Source organism: Neobacillus sp. NPDC093127, from assembly GCF_044754175.1.
In the GTDB taxonomy this organism is placed as follows: domain Bacteria; phylum Bacillota; class Bacilli; order Bacillales; family Cytobacillaceae; genus Neobacillus.
The window spans coordinates 1-16,761 of record NZ_JBIVOP010000016.1 but is presented as its reverse complement, the minus strand read 5'-3'; the positions used below and the strand labels follow the sequence as shown (position 1 = coordinate 16,761).

Below are 16,761 nucleotides of genomic sequence, written 5' to 3'. Positions count from 1 at the left end.
ACATAAGTGTCCGTGTGGAGTGGACAAATGTCTTTTTCTACTACCATTATCCAGATAACTAAGGGGGAATTGAAGTGTCCAGTAACACTTTGGAGCAATTTTTAAATGATAACCTTGAAGATTTAAGGGGTAAGGGCCTATATAATGTCATCGATCCGCTGGAAAGCCCAAATGGTCCAATTATAAAGATTAATGGAAGAGAACTCGTCAATTTATCTTCCAATAACTATTTAGGCCTAGCCACCGATGAACGACTAAAAAAAGCGGCAGCTGAGGCGATTGAAACATACGGCGTCGGCGCAGGTGCTGTCCGAACAATCAATGGAACTCTTAAGCTTCATGTCGAATTAGAAGAGAAATTGGCTGAATTCAAACATACAGAAGCAGCAATCGCATACCAGTCTGGTTTTAATTGTAATATGGCGGCCATTTCTGCGGTAATGGACAAGAATGACGCAATTTTATCGGATGAATTAAACCATGCCTCGATTATTGACGGCTGCCGGCTGTCTAAAGCAAAAATTATCCGTGTCAATCACTCCGATATGGAAGATTTACGTGCAAAAGCCAAGGAAGCAAAGGAATCTGGCCTGTACAATAAGATTATGGTGATTACCGATGGCGTGTTTTCGATGGACGGCGATATTGCCTTACTTCCGGAAATCGTCAAGATTGCCGAAGAATTTGATTTAATTACCTATGTGGACGATGCCCATGGCTCAGGTGTTCTTGGTGATGGTGCAGGGACAGTCAAACATTTTGGATTATCTGATAAAATTGATTTTCAAATCGGAACGTTATCAAAGGCAATTGGTGTTGTTGGCGGTTATGTAGCAGGTAAGAAAAACCTAATTGACTGGTTAAAAGTCCGCAGTCGCCCGTTTTTATTCTCGACTTCTTTAACCCCAGCCGATGTGGCAGCGAGCAAGAAGTCAATCGAGATTTTAATGGAGAGTACCGAGCTTAATAAGCAGCTATGGGAAAATGGCAACTATTTGAAAAAAGGCTTGAAAGAATTAGGGTTTAACATAGGTAACAGCGAAACGCCAATCACCCCATGTATCATTGGAGACGAATCGCTCACCCAGCAATTCAGCAAACGTTTGAATGAAGAAGGAGTCTATGCAAAGGCAATTGTCTTCCCAACCGTTCCACAAGGGACTGGTCGTGTCCGCAATATGCCGACGGCTGCCCATACGAAGGAAATGCTGGATCAAGCCATTGCGATTTACGAAAAAGTCGGTAAGGAAATGGGTCTTATTTAATCCAGCAGTGACACCCTTGATATGAGGGTGACGTACCTATAATGTAAAGCAGAATTTTTTAGCATAAGTGAAGAGGACGGAGAAACGATGAAGCGTATTTTAATTACAGGTGCTTTAGGGCAAATTGGCTCAGAATTGACCTTAAAGCTGAGAGACATCTATGGAACAGATAATGTAATAGCCACCGATATTAAAAAGAATGACAGCGAGGCAGCAGGGAGCGGTCCGTTTGAAACGGTCGATGTGACCGACTTAAACCAAATGGTGGAGACAGCGAAAAAATACAAAGTAGATACGGTCATGCATTTGGCTGCACTTCTATCGGCAACTGCAGAAGCTAAGCCAGTATTTGCCTGGAATTTAAATATGGGCGGGCTGTTGAACGGGCTTGAAACTGCAAGGGAACTAAACGCCCAATTTTTTACACCGAGCTCAATCGGCGCCTTTGGTCCATCTACGCCTAAGGATAACACACCGCAGGACACGATTATGCGCCCTTCCACTATGTACGGTGTTAACAAAGTGGCCGGCGAGTTATTGGCCGACTACTACCATCAAAAATATGCGGTCGATACCCGCGGCTTACGTTTCCCAGGGTTAATCTCCTATGTGGCCCTTCCTGGCGGCGGAACAACGGATTATGCTGTTGAAATCTACTATGAAGCAGTCAAAAATAGCAGATATACCTCTTATATTGATAAAGGTACTTACATGGATATGATGTATATGCCGGATGCCTTAAATGCAATTATTGATTTAATGGAGGCCGATTCAGCCAAGCTAATTCACCGCAACTCCTTCAATGTCACTGCAATGAGCTTTGACCCTGAAGAAATTGCTTCTAGTATTGCCAAGTATGTACCTGGATTTGAAATTTCTTATCATGTTGATCCGGCTCGGCAAAAAATCGCGGATAGCTGGCCAAATTCGATAGATGCAACGGCGGCAAAAGAAGAATGGGGCTTTAAATTCGAGTATGATTTAGACAGAATGACAAAGGAAATGCTTGAAAAGCTTCGTCAGAAACTATAAAAAGTAAAAATCCTGAACCAAAAAGGGTTCAGGATTTTTTATATAAAGATATTGGGTTATGAATGTTTTCCATTATAGATAAATGGGAAACAGCGAGGCAATAAATGCCACGCTGTCAGCGGTTTACATAGATAAGTTTGTCTTTCTTTTCGGTAACCCGGCCAATGATTGCTGCTTGGACTAATCCATTTGAATGCAGATTATCAACATATTTAGAAGCTTCCTCTTCACTAATGGCAACAAGGAGGCCGCCTGAAGTAATCGCATCACAAAGGACAAGCTGTTCTTCTGGAAGGATATTGTAGTAAATGACATCGTCAGCTAACCATTTTTGATTAGACTTCGAGCCTCCTGGTACAACACCATCCCTTGCTAATTCAACAGCTCCTTCAAGAAGCGGTACTTGACTAAATGAAATTTCAAAGCTTACGTTACTTCCACTTGCCATTTCACTCCCATGACCAAGTAAGCCAAAACCGGTTACATCTGTAACGGAATGCGGGTGATAGTTCATTAACACTTCTGCAGCCGTTTTATTCAGCATTGCCATTGTGTCAGTAACAATTTGTTCCTGCTCTTGCGTTACGACGCTTCTTTTTATCCCAGTAGTCAGGATTCCTACCCCAATAGGTTTGGTCAAAACTAGGACATCGCCGGGTTTGGCCCCAACGTTTTTCCAGACCTTATCCGGATGAACAATTCCTGTAACAGACAGACCAAACTTAGGCTCTTGATCATCAATCGAATGGCCGCCAACCGTAATTGCGCCTGCTTCTTTTACTTTATCAGCAGCACCGCGGAGAATCTCGGCAAGCATGTCTGCACCAAGCTTTTTAATTGGAAAACCAACAAGATTCAATACTGTTTTCGGTTCTCCTCCCATTGCATACACATCGCTTAACGCATTTGCAGCCGTAATTTGGCCGAACATATAGGGGTCATCGACGATTGGAGTAAAATAATCAATAGTCTGAATAAGTGCAATCGTGTCAGTTAACCGATAAACACCAGCATCATCGGAAGTATCAAGCCCCACTAATAATTCTGGGACAGGTTCTTGTTTCGGTAATAAGCGCAACACTTGCGCCAGGTCCTCGGGACCAATTTTGCAGCCTCAACCAGCTTTTGTAGATAAAGAGGTCAGGCGAATTTTTTCTTGTTCACTCAACATGTCCACCTCCATTTTATTAGTATAACTGTTTCGCAATAAATCCGCACTACAAGTGCAGAAGATTTGCCCAATAATAGCTGATGGGATAAAATATTTCTAACATCAAGGTGTTGGAAAATGAGGAGGAAATTTCATGAAAAACTATCATATTATTGTCGAATTCTGCATGCAATGAAACTATGCACCAAAAGCTGCGAGTTTCGCGGAAGAGTTATTTAACCATTTTTATCGTGATATACAAAAATTAGAACTAATCCCTAGCTCTGGAGGCGCGTTCGAAGTGTCAGTTAATGGAGAGAAAATTTACTCAAAGCTTGACACAGGGATTTTTCCAGATACAGCAGAGATAATTGATATTATTTCTACGAAGTAATCCTAATTCCTTTTCTTGAAGAGGGTTTCGGTAATATTGTTATGTAAACTGCCCGTTAAAAAGTAAACCAAATTTGGAATTAAGGCAGTGTAATAAATCTGTTTTTTCCTGATCCTTTTTCTGTCTTTGAAATAAATACTTCAAGGATCCCATTTGAAAAAGAAGCCGATACTTTTCGTTGATTTATCTTATAAGGGAAATCAATGGAACGAATTCGTGTTTGTTGGTCCGGGGAGGGGGGGTATTTAGATGCAGAAATGATTAATTTTTCTTCTTCTATATATACCTGGATTTCTGATGCCTCAAACTGGCTTAAAATCGCTTCGACAATCCATTCCTTGTCAGTTTCGTAAACATCGATTTGGAATTGAGTCTGGTCATAATATGAGGTCAATGGATCAAGAAAATAGTTTTCCAGCCACTTCTCTACTAAATCAAAATCAAGGTCCTGGTTTTGATCATCTTTCTTTTTTGTCATATTCAATCCCCCTTGCTTGTTTCATTTTATTCATTCCGAATTAAAACGTGAAACGGATGTGATATAATAGGAATAAAGAAGGATAAGTGAAGGAGTTTTTACTTGTGAAAGAATGGTTACGTTCAATTCCAGCCATTCATGAGCTGCAAAGCCATGATGCGTTTTTGTCTCTGCAAGAGGAGAGTAATCTTGATCACTTGCAGCTTACGAAGCAGTTAAAAGATGTTGTGGATCAAGTAAGGGATACCATTATTCATGATAAGTGGGCAGGCGCTAAACCAGGGACAAACCGCTTTATTGAAGAGTTATTTGCAATTCTAGAAATGAATTTAAAAAAGCAATTTTCCTATACAATTGAAAAGGTAATCAATGCAACGGGAACAATCCTACATACCAATCTTGGCAGAGCAAGATTAAGCGAGAATGCAATTAGCCATGTGGTGGAAACAGCCAGAAATTATTCAAATCTAGAATATAAGTTGAATGAAGGCGCACGGGGTTCACGCCATAGTCATGTTGAAGCATTGCTAAAGGAGATTACCGGTGCCGAAGCGGCCATGGTCGTCAATAATAACGCATCTGCTGTTTACCTAGTTTTAAGGGCAATGGCTAAGAATAAAGAGGTCATTGTATCAAGGGGGCAGCTAGTTGAAATTGGCGGATCTTTTCGAATTTCCTCGATAATGGAGGAAAGTGGCGCACAGCTTATAGAAGTAGGAACAACCAACAAAACACATCTTTACGATTACGAGAACGCAGTAACTACAGAAACTGCGATTGTTATGAAGGTCCATACGAGCAACTTTAAGGTAGTCGGTTTCACAAAGTCAGTTGAGACAGAAACACTGATTGATTTAACAAAAAGGCTTGATGATGTTATTTTTTACGAAGACCTTGGAAGTGGTGCACTTTATGACTTCAGGAAGCATGGAATTGGTGATGAACCGGTAGTCAAAGAGGTTATTGAAATGGGGGCAGATGTCGTAACTTTTAGTGGAGACAAGCTCCTTGGCGGTCCACAAGCTGGGATTATCGCCGGTAAAAAGGAAATTATTGATTGTTTGAAAACACATCAGTTAGCCAGAGTGGTCCGGGTGGATAAGATGACTTTAGCAGCGCTGGAAGGGACGTTAATTGATTACGCACGCGGTGAAAAAGCAATGCGAAATATCCCCGTCATCCGTGATTTATTAGTTTCTCTTAATGAAATAGACGAAAGGTCTAGGGTCTTCGTTACAAATTTGTTACATAGGACAAGCTCCTTTCAGGCAAAAATATTTCCACATACAAGTCAAGTTGGCGGGGGAACGATGCCGGACGTTGTGCTTCCAACCTTGGTTATTGCTTTAATACATGATTCTTTAACGGCTGAACAGCTTAGCAGAAAACTGCGTACCGAATCGAAACCAGCGATTATCGCACGAATTCAAAAAGAAGAATTTATTATTGACCTAAGGACTGTTACTCTCGAGGAAGAAGCTATCTTGCTTGAAAAATTAGTAAATATAGGAGACCCCTCTTAATATAAGAGGGGTCTATTGTTTTTTTTACAGAATTTATTTCTATGAACTTTGAGAATTGTCCAGCTCCAGCGCCCTAGCGGCTAGTGTCCTTCGCGCTCCGCCCTACGCCGCTGAACAGGGCGCTTACGCTTTTCTTATCACATATCATGGTGTGAATTGTGTTTGGCTCGGGTATGATTGCGATTCTTTACTTTGTGAGAACCGCTCAATGGTTCCGGCTGCCCGGATTGTTTCGGTGCGTTTTTTCGCATATCTTTGCCGTCGTTTTTGTTCATTTTTTTATCCCTCCTCTGTAATTAGGATGTAATCAATAAATCTTTTTATGCCGAATATTTTTTGCTGTTCTGTGCAATTTAACGGTATACAAAATGAAGGAGTGAACAAGAGAAATGCAAAAATATCCTTACAACAAGGACAAACAACAGGCTTTTCAAGCGGCACAGCAAGGATATGAAGAGGCCCAAGGACTGTTTAATACCATCATTAGTGATAGTGCCAGTTATGGCCATCAGCTTAAACATTTAAAGAATGAAGTAAATGAAGCCTACCAGCAAATTGAAAATGCCCTTGAAGTGGCTTCGGAACATCAAAGATCACAGTTAGAACGGTTTCAACAAGACCTGCAAAGTATGGTATCCGAAGTGAATCAGACCGAATAGATAAAGCAGGAGGGGGGCCCTGCCATATGGGTCACCCCTTTTTGTTTTTCTTATTGATTTTTCTTGCGCTTTTTATTGTTCATTCTCTCTTTTGCTGTTAATTCCGGTTCACTGGCTAATTCCTCGTTAAAACCTGCTCCTTTTCCTTGCCCTTTAGCAGCATTCATTCCAGGAATTACATGATTAGACTTTCGTTTTACCATATCATTCACCTCCCAATACTGTTACTATTTCCTTTATATCTTGAAAAATGACAATGAAAAATTTTTTTGAGATAATAATAAAGAAGATGAGTATTTTCCCTAAAGTAATTCCACTCTATTGCTAATGCGATTTTCATAATATTTCGAACAAATTACATAAAAGACATAAGAAAAACTTATCAAGCTCAATAACTTTCTTGTTATTTACTTATGTAAACGGTTGTATTAAGATAAGAATTGTGAGAAAAGTGAAGCTGGATGGGAAAATTCAAACTTTTCGACTTTTCGTTAATTTTGTTTTATTATGACGAATGAAGGGGGTTTTACACATGGTAAAAAATGATGTTTTTAACGCACGCGCTTCCTTTGAAGCGAACGGCAAACACTACCACTATTACCGTTTAAGTGCATTGGAAGAGGCAGGTATTGGCAAGGTATCCAAACTGCCATATTCCGTGAAAGTCTTACTTGAATCCGTACTTCGCCAATATGATGGCCGTGTAATCACACAAGAGCATGTTGAAAACTTAGCAAAATGGGGAACAGCTGAGCTGAAAGAAGTGGACGTTCCTTTCAAACCAGCGCGTGTCATTCTCCAAGACTTTACGGGTGTTCCAGCGGTTGTTGACCTTGCTTCCTTAAGAAAAGCAATGGCAGACCTTGGCGGCGACCCAGACAAAATCAATCCTGAGAAAACCGTTGATCTTGTTATCGACCACTCCGTACAGGTTGATGCTTATGGTTCAGATGATGCTTTAAAAATTAACATGGATTTCGAATTCGAACGAAACGCTGAGCGCTATCAGTTCTTAAGCTGGGCGCAAAAATCATTCAATAACTACCGTGCCGTTCCACCAGCAACAGGGATCGTACACCAAGTAAACCTTGAATACTTGGCAGATGTTGTTCACGTGGCTGAAACAGACGGTGAACTAGAAGCATACCCAGATACACTTGTAGGTACTGACTCACATACCACGATGATTAACGGTCTTGGCGTTCTTGGCTGGGGCGTTGGCGGGATTGAAGCAGAAGCAGGCATGCTTGGTCAGCCTTCTTATTTCCCTGTACCAGAAGTTGTTGGGGTTAAATTAAATGGCGAGCTACCAAACGGCGCAACTGCAACGGACCTTGCACTAAAAGTAACACAAGTACTTCGTAAACACGGTGTGGTTGGTAAATTTGTTGAATATTTCGGACCAGGTGTTTCTTCATTACCACTTGCGGACCGTGCAACCATTGCTAATATGGCTCCTGAATACGGTGCCACTTGCGGATTCTTCCCAATTGATGATGAATCCCTTGGCTACCTGCGCTTAACTGGCCGTGAAGAAGAGCAAGTTAAGGTTGTTGAAGAGTATTGCAAAGCAAACGGCTTATTCTTCGACCCATCATTTGAGCCAGTTTATACTGACGTAATCGAAATCGATCTTACTGAAATTGAAGCAAATCTTTCTGGTCCAAAACGTCCACAGGATTTGATTCCACTTTCAAAAATGAAACAAGAATTCGTTAAAGCTGTTTCTGCACCACAAGGAAACCAAGGCTTTGGTTTACAAGGCACCGAACTTGATAAGTCAGCAACCATTAAATTCACGAATGGCGACCAAGCGGAAATTAAAACAGGTGCTGTCGCGATTGCTTCCATTACAAGCTGTACAAACACTTCTAACCCATATGTATTAGTGGGGGCAGGCCTTGTAGCTAAAAAAGCGGTTGAACTTGGAATGGAAGTTCCTAAGTTTGTGAAAACTTCTTTGGCACCAGGTTCAAAGGTTGTAACTGGATACCTTCGTGATTCCGGCTTACTTCCATATCTTGAGCAAATTGGCTTCAACCTTGTTGGGTACGGCTGTACAACATGTATCGGGAACTCCGGTCCATTAAAAGAAGAAATTGAAAAAACCATTGCAGAAAACGACTTATTAGTTACCTCTGTTCTTTCTGGTAACCGTAACTTTGAAGGACGTATTCATCCGCTTGTTAAAGCAAACTATCTTGCATCACCGCCGCTTGTAGTCGCATATGCCCTTGCTGGTACGGTGAATATTGATTTCGCTTCTGAAGCGCTAGGAAAAGATAAAGATGGAAATGATGTATTCTTCAAGGATATTTGGCCATCAACTGCTGAAGTGAACGATGTCGTGAAGCGCACTGTTACACCTGAATTATTCCGAAGAGAATACAAGAACGTGTTCGGTGATAACGAGCGTTGGAACGAAATCCAAACAAGCAATGAGCCATTATATACTTGGGATGAGAATTCAACCTATATTGCTAACCCGCCATTCTTTGAAGGTTTATCACCAGAACCAGGTGAAGTTGAACCATTAACTGGACTACGTGTGGTTGGTAAATTTGGTGACTCGGTTACAACTGACCATATCTCTCCTGCAGGAGCAATTGGTAAAAATACTCCAGCTGGTAAATACTTGCTTGAAAAAGGCGTTCAGCCTCGTGATTTCAACTCTTACGGATCACGCCGCGGTAACCATGAAGTGATGATGCGCGGAACATTTGCAAACATCCGTATTCGTAACCAAATCGCACCGGGCACAGAAGGCGGCGTCACGACTTACTGGCCAACTGGCGAAGTAACTTCGATTTACGATGCATGCATGAAATACAAAGAAAACGGTACTGGCTTGATTGTTCTTGCTGGTAAAGATTACGGAATGGGTTCTTCACGTGACTGGGCTGCTAAAGGTACAAACCTATTAGGCATTAAAACAGTTCTTGCTGAAAGCTTCGAGCGTATTCACCGTTCAAACCTTGTGTTAATGGGTGTTCTTCCGCTTCAATTTAAACAAGGCGAAAGTGCTGAAACACTTGGTCTAACAGGTAAAGAAACAATCGATGTTCAAGTCGATGAAAACGTAAAACCACGTGATCTTCTAAAAGTGACAGCTACAGACGAAGCTGGTAACAAGAAAGAATTTGAAGTACTTGTCCGTTTCGACTCTGAAGTGGAAATTGATTACTACCGTCACGGTGGTATTCTGCAAATGGTATTACGTGAAAAATTACAAGCATAAGCACAGTAAGAAAACACCATGTCATCTTCGGCATGGTGTTTTTTTAGAAAGGGGTACATATGTTTTTGAATGAAATGGCCAAGAGATATGGGTTAGAGGCAGCTGCTCTTATACAAATCAGTGATGGCTATCAAAATTCCGTTTATAGCTTTAGCCGTTCAGGTGGTGAATACATTTTGAGATTATCATCTGGCAGCCGGTGGAGTTTCCTTGAGCGACAAAGTGAAATGAAATTTATACATGCATTAGGAAATGAGGGTGTACAGGTTTCCCGTCCAATTCCTTCAACTAATAGGAAGTTGATAGAAGAATTGCTTTTTCAAAATCGGCATGTTTTTGCCACCACTTTTGAAAAAGCTCCTGGCAAACCCGTAGAGGTTACAGATGAACAGGTTTGGAATGCTGATTTTTTTTACCAATGGGGGATGTTAATCGGTAAAATGCACTCAGCCTCAACGCAATTAACAGAGAAGTTTGATCGACCGATCTGGTCCAAGGATCAACCGGACCTGTTTAACTTAATTCCAAAAATCACTTCAGACCAAGTAAGGGAACGATACATCCAACACTTGTCAAAGCTGAAGGATTTCCACCAGGACCATGAGATTTTTGGACTGATTCATAACGATTTCCATCAAGGAAATTTCTTTGAAAGTGGAGGTAGGATTACTGTTTTTGATTTTGATGATTGTGCCTATCATTGGTTTGCTTATGATTTAGCCGTTTCCTTCTATCACGCGTTCTGGCAGACATCGGCGTTTACACCGGAAAACAACCAATTTAGCACCATTTTCTGGGACCATTTTTTAAAGGGGTATGCGCGCGAGCATATCATCAAGAAAGAAATGCTTCAGCAGATTCCGATTTTTCTAAAAATCAGAGAGATTTTCTTATATGTTTTATTTTCAGAGAAATGGGATTTACAAAACCTTGAGGACTGGCAGGTATTTACTCTTAAAGATTTACAGGACAAAATTGAGCAGAATATTCCATATTCTGCTGTTAATTTTCAGGAAGTGATTGACAAACACATCTGATGTTCAATAAAATGTAAGTATCAAACGAAAAGGGATGAATAAAGGGCCAATGAAATTATAATCTTATTTTTCAGCACATGATTCGAATAATCGAAAATGATGAACCTGAAGAATGGGATTAGTTTGCCCTTTTTTATATCCTAACCGTATAAACCATAATGCCGAACCTTTTTAGGGTTATTTTTGCTGTGCATTTATTATGGTTAATTATGATAGAAGGAATTAAAAAACTCGCTTCAGGTTCATGAAGGGAGTTTTTTTATGTTTAATAATCAGAAGACGATCGTAAAAGTAATTGGATTAGAAAAAAGTTATCACTTAAGGAAGATATTAGACAATATCAACTTTGAGATTAAAAATGACGATAGAATCGGCCTTGTCGGTTATAATGGCACTGGGAAAACGACACTTGCCAATTTAATTTTTGGAAAAATAACTCCAGATAATGGATTAATTGATAAATCAAGCGATTTGCGGATGGGTTATCTTTCGCAGTCGATAGATTATGAAGTAAGTCATTTTCAACAATCCATTGCTGAGGTCGAAGAACACGAGTTGTTTAAGCATGCCAGTGAGCTTGGACTTCAAAAGGTTTATGATTGGGAGGATAACCGCTTGTCCACTTTAAGTGTCGGCGAAAAATTAAAGCTCGCTTTATCAATGGTTTGGACCTCAAAGCCGGAGTTCTTAATCTTGGATGAACCGACAAATCATTTGGATTTCACTGGAATAAACTGGTTGGTTTCGGAATTAGAAAAATTTAATGGTCCTGTATTAATAATCTCGCATGACCGCCATTTTTTAGATAAAACAGTTAATCGTATTTTTGAATTAGAGGATAGCCGAATTCAATTTTACAATGGAAACTATAGTGACTATCGTATAGAAAAAGAGCAGAGAATAGAGAATCAGCGTCATCAATATCATGTTCAGCAGCGCCAAATCGAAAAGATTGAATCGCAAATGGATCAGTTAAAGTCTTGGTCAGAAAAAGCACATCGGGATTCTACAAAGCAAGGATCTGCCTCAGAAAGAAGACAAATTGGTTTTAAAGAATATCATCGGGTAAAGGCAAAAAAGCTGGATAACCAGGTGAAATCGAAAATGAAACGATTGCAAAATGAGCTTGATAAACACAAAATTGAAAAACCGATGGAGGAAGCTGCGGTTCGATTTCAGTTTGACAGCCATGGAAAGAGGGGCAAACGGATTATAGAGGCGAAGAAGCTAACAAGAGCGTTCGAGGAACGGATTCTATTCGAGGATTCGCATTTCTACATTAACCACGGCGAACGAATTGGGTTGTTGGGTGAAAACGGCTGCGGGAAAACGACATTAATTAAGATCATACTCGGTGATGATTTATCCTTTGATGGGGAGCTGTGGAAGAGCGACTCCGTAAAAATTGCATACTTAAGCCAGGATGTAGCTGATTTGCCCGCTGATAAAACAGCGATTGAGACATTAGGGTTTACGGATAGAGAAAGTATTCTAAAGGCAAGAACAATGCTTGCTAATTTAGGCTTAAAGGAACAGCTGATCACCAAGCCAATTGGGACACTAAGTCTTGGTGAGCGAACGAGAGTGAAGCTTGTCGATATTTTAATGAAGGAATATGATGTTCTTATTTTAGACGAACCAACCAATCATTTAGACTTACCAAGCAGGGAGCAGCTTGAACAGACATTAAGTGAGTTCACTGGGACGATCATTACCGTTTCACATGATCATTATTTTCTTAATAAACTTTGTGACCGGCTGCTTGTGTTTGAAAATCAACAAGTTAGACGAGTTGAAATGAAATCAGAGGAATATCTCAATAAGGATGTAAAGAGTGGCGATGGCTCTGATGAAGCACTGTTAATCATTGAAAACAAAATCGCCTTAATCTTGGGTGAATTATCATTAATTGATCAAAAAGATCCAAAATATCACCGTTTAGACGAAGAATTTAACGAACTTCTTAAACAAAAACGAAATTTAATGGGGTAAATCGTAACAGAGAGCAGGAATTCCCGCTCTCTTTGTTCGCTATCAGACTTTTTTCAATTTTAATTGCAGAAATGCCAGGTTTATTTGCGAATCACTTACCTCATCGTTTTGAACCCCATAATTGAAGCAGCTCTTTCTCTCTTTCCGAACGCATGCCCGATTTCCACTCGTCTTCAGACAGTTGTCGATTTTTTTCCCATTCATAAATTTCCACTAAGCTCTTCTCAATGGGTCTAAAACTAAGCCCGCTTTGAACTGCCTTATCGATATTTATTGAAAAGGCACCCCGCCAAGGCTGCTCAAGCTCTGGCGATAATGGTGAATCTTCAGGTACCCAGAGTGGCATTTCGGTCCATGGTTCCACACCTTGATCAAGCAGGAACTTTTCATCAGCCCAAACTAGTTCAGCATCAGAGCCAGTCACGTTAATACAAGCATCGAGAAACTCTTTCATCGTTAACCGATAATTAGGTCCAGTGGCGTTAAAGGTACCGGTTGAATGGCTTGCCATCATCTGCAGCATCCAAACAGATAAGTCTTTATTATCAATTACCTGTACCCGGCGATTTGATTTACCCGGTACTAATACTTTACCGCCTCTTGCGATTCTATTTAACCAATAGGGAACACGATCCGTATAATCGTTCGGTCCCATTAATTGACCCGCCCTGATATTCAAGACCCGGCCAGGCATATTTTTTTCGGCAATCCGTTCACATAATGCCTTGAAATGCCCATAATGATCATAAATTGGACCTTTCGCATCCTTTGAAAGCTCATTTGCTTCATCAAGTGTCATTTCTAAAACGGGGTAGTTTTCATCCAAATTTTCCGGGACCCAGTCTTTATAAACGGAGATACTTGAAATAAATATATAATGTTTTACTTGGTCTTTCAAAAATTCAGTAGAATTTTGAACCGTATAGGGAATAAAGCCGCTCGTGTCTAATACTGTATCCCAGTTGCGGTTCTTAAGCTCCTTTAAGTTGCCAAAACGATTTCCGGTAATAATTTCAACGTCTTTTAGGCCGGCATTTTGAAAGCCGCGATTAAAAATCGTCACTTCATGATTTTGGGATAGCGCTTCTTCCACAAACGTTCTTCCTAAAAAGCGGCTGCCACCTAAAACAAGAATCTTCAAATGAATTCCCCTCCATTTCCTACTTCTATTTTAACAAATTTTCCAACAATTGCATTAAGATTAGCACTTTCAGTCTTTCGAAAATGAAAAGTTTTGCATATGTCCTGGATATTGTTAAAATTAAATGGATGGTTAATGACCAGAGCAATTTTACATATAGTTGAGGAGATGTTTTAAGTTGGAAAACACATTTTTACAATCCGTTTCCTATGAAAACGGTGTATTAAAAATATTAGATCAAACAAAAATTCCTAACGTAACAGAATTTCTTGAAATCACGAAAATTGAAGATGCCTGGGATGCGATTAAACAATTAAAAGTGCGCGGTGCTCCGGCAATTGGGATTGCTGCTGCCTATGGACTAGTAGTCGGGATAAAAAATGCACCGGAAAATTCCTTTGCGGATTTTTATACCTTTTTTAAAAAACAAGCGGACTATTTGGCTTCGTCCAGGCCTACTGCTGTTAATTTGTTTTGGGCATTAAAACGGATGGATGAACGGGCGCAAAAGGAACAGGAGCAGCCAATCGCAAAAATTAAGCAAGCACTAGAAGACGAAGCCCACTTAATAAGAAAAGAAGATGAAGAAGTTTGCCGGACCATTGGCGAGCATGCCTTGCGCCTTTTACATGACGGAATGGGAATTCTAACACACTGCAATGCTGGCGGCATTGCTACTGCGAGATATGGAACGGCACTTGCTCCATTATACATAGCGAAAGAAAAGGGCTGGGATATCAAAGTATTTGCCGATGAAACAAGACCGCTGTTACAAGGTGCTCGCCTAACCGCTTGGGAGCTGATGCAAGCAGGGATTGATGTCACGCTAATTACCGACAATATGGCCGCAATGGTGATGCAAAAAGGCTGGGTCCAAGCAGTAATCGTCGGCTGTGACCGGGTTGCAGCAAATGGGGATGTCGCCAATAAAATCGGAACATACGGTGTCGCATTACTGGCAAAAGCCCATCAAATTCCTTTTTATGTAGCAGCGCCCATGTCCACGATTGATTTGGAAACCAAAACAGGTGCTGATATTCCAATTGAAGAACGTGAGGCGGCAGAAATTACCGAGGGTTTTGGAAAAAGAACGGCACCTGAAGGCGTGAAGGTGTTTAATCCAGCATTTGATGTGACACCACATGAGCTGGTCACGGCTATTATTACGGAAAAGGGCATACTAACAGGAAATTATCAGGAAGAGCTGCCAAGACTTTTTCAAGTGTAGGAATGGAAGGGAGGGGTGCTTATGATAACGGAAATAAAATATAAAAAACAAATTTGTGACATTGGAAAAAGGATTTATGACAAGGGATTTGTTGCTGCAAATGATGGCAACATTTCAATGCGGGTCAGCGAAAATGAATACCTAATTACGCCAACGGGTGTAAGTAAGGGCTTTATGACTCCTGAGATGATTGTAAAGGTGGACGGGCAAGGGAATGTGCTTGAGGGGACCCCTCCGTTCCGGCCGACATCAGAAATGAAAATGCATCTGAGAATTTACCAAGAACGTCCGGATATACAAGCTGTTGTTCATGTTCATCCGCCATATGCAACGGCATTTGCTATTGCGGGAATCCCTTTAGATCAAGCGATCATGCCGGAATCGGTTGTTTACCTTGGAACAATCCCTGTGGCGGAATACGGAACCCCGTCGACAAACGAAATACCAGATGCCATCCAAAAGTTTGTTCATCACCATCAAGGCGTTTTATTAGAAAATCACGGCGCTTTAACATGGGGAAAAGACTTAGAGCATGCCTATTATTTAATGGAATCATTAGAATTCACGGCAAAAATTAATTGGATTGCCAAACAAATGAATGGCGATCGGGAACTATCTAAAAAGCATGTTCAAACACTTATTGAGCTAAAAACGAAAATGGGTATTAACAGCCAATCACCAATTGGAGCTGAATCTGAAGAAGGTTTTCATGCGAAGAAAATTACCCCTCCATTGGAACAATCCTTATCGGAACATGATCTAAACTTGATAGTTGAGAAGGTCACCAAAAGTGTTCTAGAGGAATTGAAAAAACTATTTTAATAAAAGTGTGGTCCCGCTTTTCTAAATTGTCACAGATTTGGCATATACAAGTTTCGTTTCACCTAAGTTTATAGTGTAAAATCGATATAGTGTATTTAGAAATAAAGGAGGTTTTCGGGTATGATTAAAAAAGTAATTGCTGCCGTATTATTAGTTACATTATTGACAGTAGCGGTTGTGCAGGCTATGAGTAAACAGACAGAGAAACCCGAAACGGCAAGTCAAACGGCATCAACTAAAGAAGGACTTAGTATTGGAGCAAAGGCACCCGATTTTGAGTTAAAAACATTGACTGGGGACACGGTTAAACTCTCCAATTTAAAAGGGAAAAAGGTAATGCTTAACTTTTGGGCAACTTGGTGCGGTCCATGTAAAGCAGAAATGCCGGAAATGGAACAATTCTCTAAGCAAATTGGAGACGATACGGTGATATTAGCCGTTAACATTGATCCACAATTGGATGTAAAAGGGTTTGTTGACGAAAATAAGATTACCTTTCCAATCCTTCTTGATACCGATGACAAAGTAAATGAAACTTATCAAATTATGGCTATTCCTACTACTTATTTTATCGACAGCAAGGGAATAATCCAGAATAAATATCCAGGAACCATGAAACTGAATATCATGGAAGACTATACAAAAAAATTAAAGTGAGACGTTGGTAATTTTCCAATGTCTTTTTTCTTTTTGGCTGTGTTAAAAGTGAATGTTGATTTCCGTTCCAGGCGCTTCGCTTTCCGCGGGGCGGGCGGTGAGCCTCCTCGGCGCTAAAGCGGAGGGCACTGAAAAACTTACGTTT

At 40.5% G+C, this 16,761-nt stretch carries 16 protein-coding genes; 11 read left to right on the top strand and 5 right to left on the bottom strand.

Annotation, left to right across the window (positions count from 1 at the left end):
• Positions 1-74: 74 nt before the first annotated feature.
• Both ACIQCO_RS19985 and ACIQCO_RS19980 read left to right on the top strand, forming a co-directional pair.
• Positions 75-1,265, top strand: coding sequence for a glycine C-acetyltransferase (locus tag ACIQCO_RS19985; protein WP_400431585.1), 1,191 nt, complete (start codon positions 75-77; stop codon positions 1,263-1,265).
• Between the two features lie 87 nt (positions 1,266-1,352).
• Complete coding sequence (locus tag ACIQCO_RS19980) at positions 1,353-2,297, top strand: L-threonine 3-dehydrogenase (RefSeq protein ID WP_400431582.1); 945 nt, start codon at positions 1,353-1,355, stop codon at positions 2,295-2,297.
• A gap of 115 nt (positions 2,298-2,412) precedes the next feature.
• Here ACIQCO_RS19980 and selD read toward each other — a convergent pair whose 3' ends face one another.
• Positions 2,413-3,468, bottom strand: a complete 1,056-nt coding sequence (gene selD, locus ACIQCO_RS19975; RefSeq protein WP_400431579.1) for a selenide, water dikinase SelD — start codon at positions 3,466-3,468, stop codon at positions 2,413-2,415.
• A 133-nt stretch (positions 3,469-3,601) separates the two neighbouring features.
• Here selD and ACIQCO_RS19970 point away from each other — a divergent pair, with 133 nt between their 5' ends.
• Positions 3,602-3,841: an Rdx family protein gene (locus ACIQCO_RS19970; RefSeq protein WP_400431576.1), complete on the top strand. Its 240-nt coding sequence runs from the start codon at positions 3,602-3,604 to the stop codon at positions 3,839-3,841.
• Positions 3,842-3,920: 79 nt separating this feature from the next.
• Here the strand turns inward: ACIQCO_RS19970 and ACIQCO_RS19965 are convergent, their stop codons facing one another.
• Positions 3,921-4,319, bottom strand: coding sequence for an Hsp20/alpha crystallin family protein (locus ACIQCO_RS19965; RefSeq protein ID WP_400431573.1), 399 nt, complete (start codon positions 4,317-4,319; stop codon positions 3,921-3,923).
• 104 nt (positions 4,320-4,423) lie between these two features.
• On the opposite strand from ACIQCO_RS19965, the gene selA reads away from it, so the two are divergent.
• Entirely contained in the window at positions 4,424-5,842 is a 1,419-nt protein-coding gene (gene selA, locus ACIQCO_RS19960) for an L-seryl-tRNA(Sec) selenium transferase (RefSeq protein ID WP_400431570.1), read from the top strand.
• Positions 5,843-5,979: 137 nt separating this feature from the next.
• Here the strand turns inward: selA and ACIQCO_RS19955 are convergent, their stop codons facing one another.
• Positions 5,980-6,117 carry a small acid-soluble spore protein P gene (locus ACIQCO_RS19955; protein WP_024026873.1) on the bottom strand — a complete coding sequence of 46 codons (138 nt, stop codon included), beginning with the start codon at positions 6,115-6,117 and terminating at the stop codon, positions 5,980-5,982.
• 114 nt (positions 6,118-6,231) lie between these two features.
• Between ACIQCO_RS19955 and ACIQCO_RS19950 the strand changes: the two genes are divergently transcribed.
• Entirely contained in the window at positions 6,232-6,501 is a 270-nt protein-coding gene (locus ACIQCO_RS19950) for a hypothetical protein (RefSeq protein ID WP_066087228.1), read from the top strand.
• 50 nt (positions 6,502-6,551) lie between these two features.
• On the opposite strand, the gene sspO is transcribed toward ACIQCO_RS19950, so the two are convergent.
• Positions 6,552-6,704, bottom strand: a complete 153-nt coding sequence (gene sspO, locus ACIQCO_RS19945; protein WP_066087231.1) for a small acid-soluble spore protein O — start codon at positions 6,702-6,704, stop codon at positions 6,552-6,554.
• A 329-nt stretch (positions 6,705-7,033) separates the two neighbouring features.
• Here sspO and acnA point away from each other — a divergent pair, with 329 nt between their 5' ends.
• The 3 genes from acnA to abc-f all read left to right on the top strand — a co-directional run bounded on the left by acnA (position 7,034) and on the right by abc-f (position 12,768).
• A complete protein-coding gene (acnA, locus tag ACIQCO_RS19940) occupies positions 7,034-9,739 on the top strand; it encodes an aconitate hydratase AcnA (RefSeq protein ID WP_400431565.1) in 2,706 nt (901 codons plus the stop codon).
• 59 nt (positions 9,740-9,798) lie between these two features.
• The gene (locus tag ACIQCO_RS19935; RefSeq protein ID WP_400431562.1) at positions 9,799-10,776 is read left to right on the top strand and encodes a phosphotransferase enzyme family protein; all 978 of its coding nucleotides are present in this window, start codon (positions 9,799-9,801) and stop codon (positions 10,774-10,776) included.
• A gap of 261 nt (positions 10,777-11,037) precedes the next feature.
• On the top strand, positions 11,038-12,768 hold the full coding sequence (gene abc-f / locus ACIQCO_RS19930; protein ID WP_400431559.1) for a ribosomal protection-like ABC-F family protein: 1,731 nt from the start codon (positions 11,038-11,040) through the stop codon (positions 12,766-12,768).
• A gap of 100 nt (positions 12,769-12,868) precedes the next feature.
• Here the strand turns inward: abc-f and ACIQCO_RS19925 are convergent, their stop codons facing one another.
• On the bottom strand, positions 12,869-13,909 hold the full coding sequence (locus tag ACIQCO_RS19925) for an NAD-dependent epimerase/dehydratase family protein (RefSeq protein ID WP_400431556.1): 1,041 nt from the start codon (positions 13,907-13,909) through the stop codon (positions 12,869-12,871).
• A 178-nt stretch (positions 13,910-14,087) separates the two neighbouring features.
• Here ACIQCO_RS19925 and mtnA point away from each other — a divergent pair, with 178 nt between their 5' ends.
• The 3 genes from mtnA (at position 14,088) to ACIQCO_RS19910 (ending at position 16,616) form a co-directional block, all read left to right on the top strand.
• On the top strand, positions 14,088-15,137 hold the full coding sequence (gene mtnA / locus ACIQCO_RS19920; RefSeq protein ID WP_400431553.1) for an S-methyl-5-thioribose-1-phosphate isomerase: 1,050 nt from the start codon (positions 14,088-14,090) through the stop codon (positions 15,135-15,137).
• 21 nt (positions 15,138-15,158) lie between these two features.
• On the top strand, positions 15,159-15,959 hold the full coding sequence (locus tag ACIQCO_RS19915) for a class II aldolase/adducin family protein (protein WP_400431550.1): 801 nt from the start codon (positions 15,159-15,161) through the stop codon (positions 15,957-15,959).
• A gap of 120 nt (positions 15,960-16,079) precedes the next feature.
• Positions 16,080-16,616 carry a TlpA disulfide reductase family protein gene (locus tag ACIQCO_RS19910; RefSeq protein WP_400431547.1) on the top strand — a complete coding sequence of 179 codons (537 nt, stop codon included), beginning with the start codon at positions 16,080-16,082 and terminating at the stop codon, positions 16,614-16,616.
• Positions 16,617-16,761: the final 145 nt, after the last annotated feature.

Coding starts and splice junctions, on each gene's coding strand:
- ACIQCO_RS19950 (WP_066087228.1), top strand. CDS start 6,232: ATGCAAAAATATCCTTACAACAAGGACAAACAACAGGCTTTTCAAGCG.
- acnA (WP_400431565.1), top strand. CDS start 7,034: ATGGTAAAAAATGATGTTTTTAACGCACGCGCTTCCTTTGAAGCGAAC.
- ACIQCO_RS19935 (WP_400431562.1), top strand. CDS start 9,799: ATGTTTTTGAATGAAATGGCCAAGAGATATGGGTTAGAGGCAGCTGCT.
- ACIQCO_RS19980 (WP_400431582.1), top strand. CDS start 1,353: ATGAAGCGTATTTTAATTACAGGTGCTTTAGGGCAAATTGGCTCAGAA.
- abc-f (WP_400431559.1), top strand. CDS start 11,038: ATGTTTAATAATCAGAAGACGATCGTAAAAGTAATTGGATTAGAAAAA.
- ACIQCO_RS19910 (WP_400431547.1), top strand. CDS start 16,080: ATGATTAAAAAAGTAATTGCTGCCGTATTATTAGTTACATTATTGACA.
- ACIQCO_RS19955 (WP_024026873.1), bottom strand. CDS start 6,117: ATGAACAAAAACGACGGCAAAGATATGCGAAAAAACGCACCGAAACAA.
- ACIQCO_RS19915 (WP_400431550.1), top strand. CDS start 15,159: ATGATAACGGAAATAAAATATAAAAAACAAATTTGTGACATTGGAAAA.
- sspO (WP_066087231.1), bottom strand. CDS start 6,704: ATGGTAAAACGAAAGTCTAATCATGTAATTCCTGGAATGAATGCTGCT.
- ACIQCO_RS19965 (WP_400431573.1), bottom strand. CDS start 4,319: ATGACAAAAAAGAAAGATGATCAAAACCAGGACCTTGATTTTGATTTA.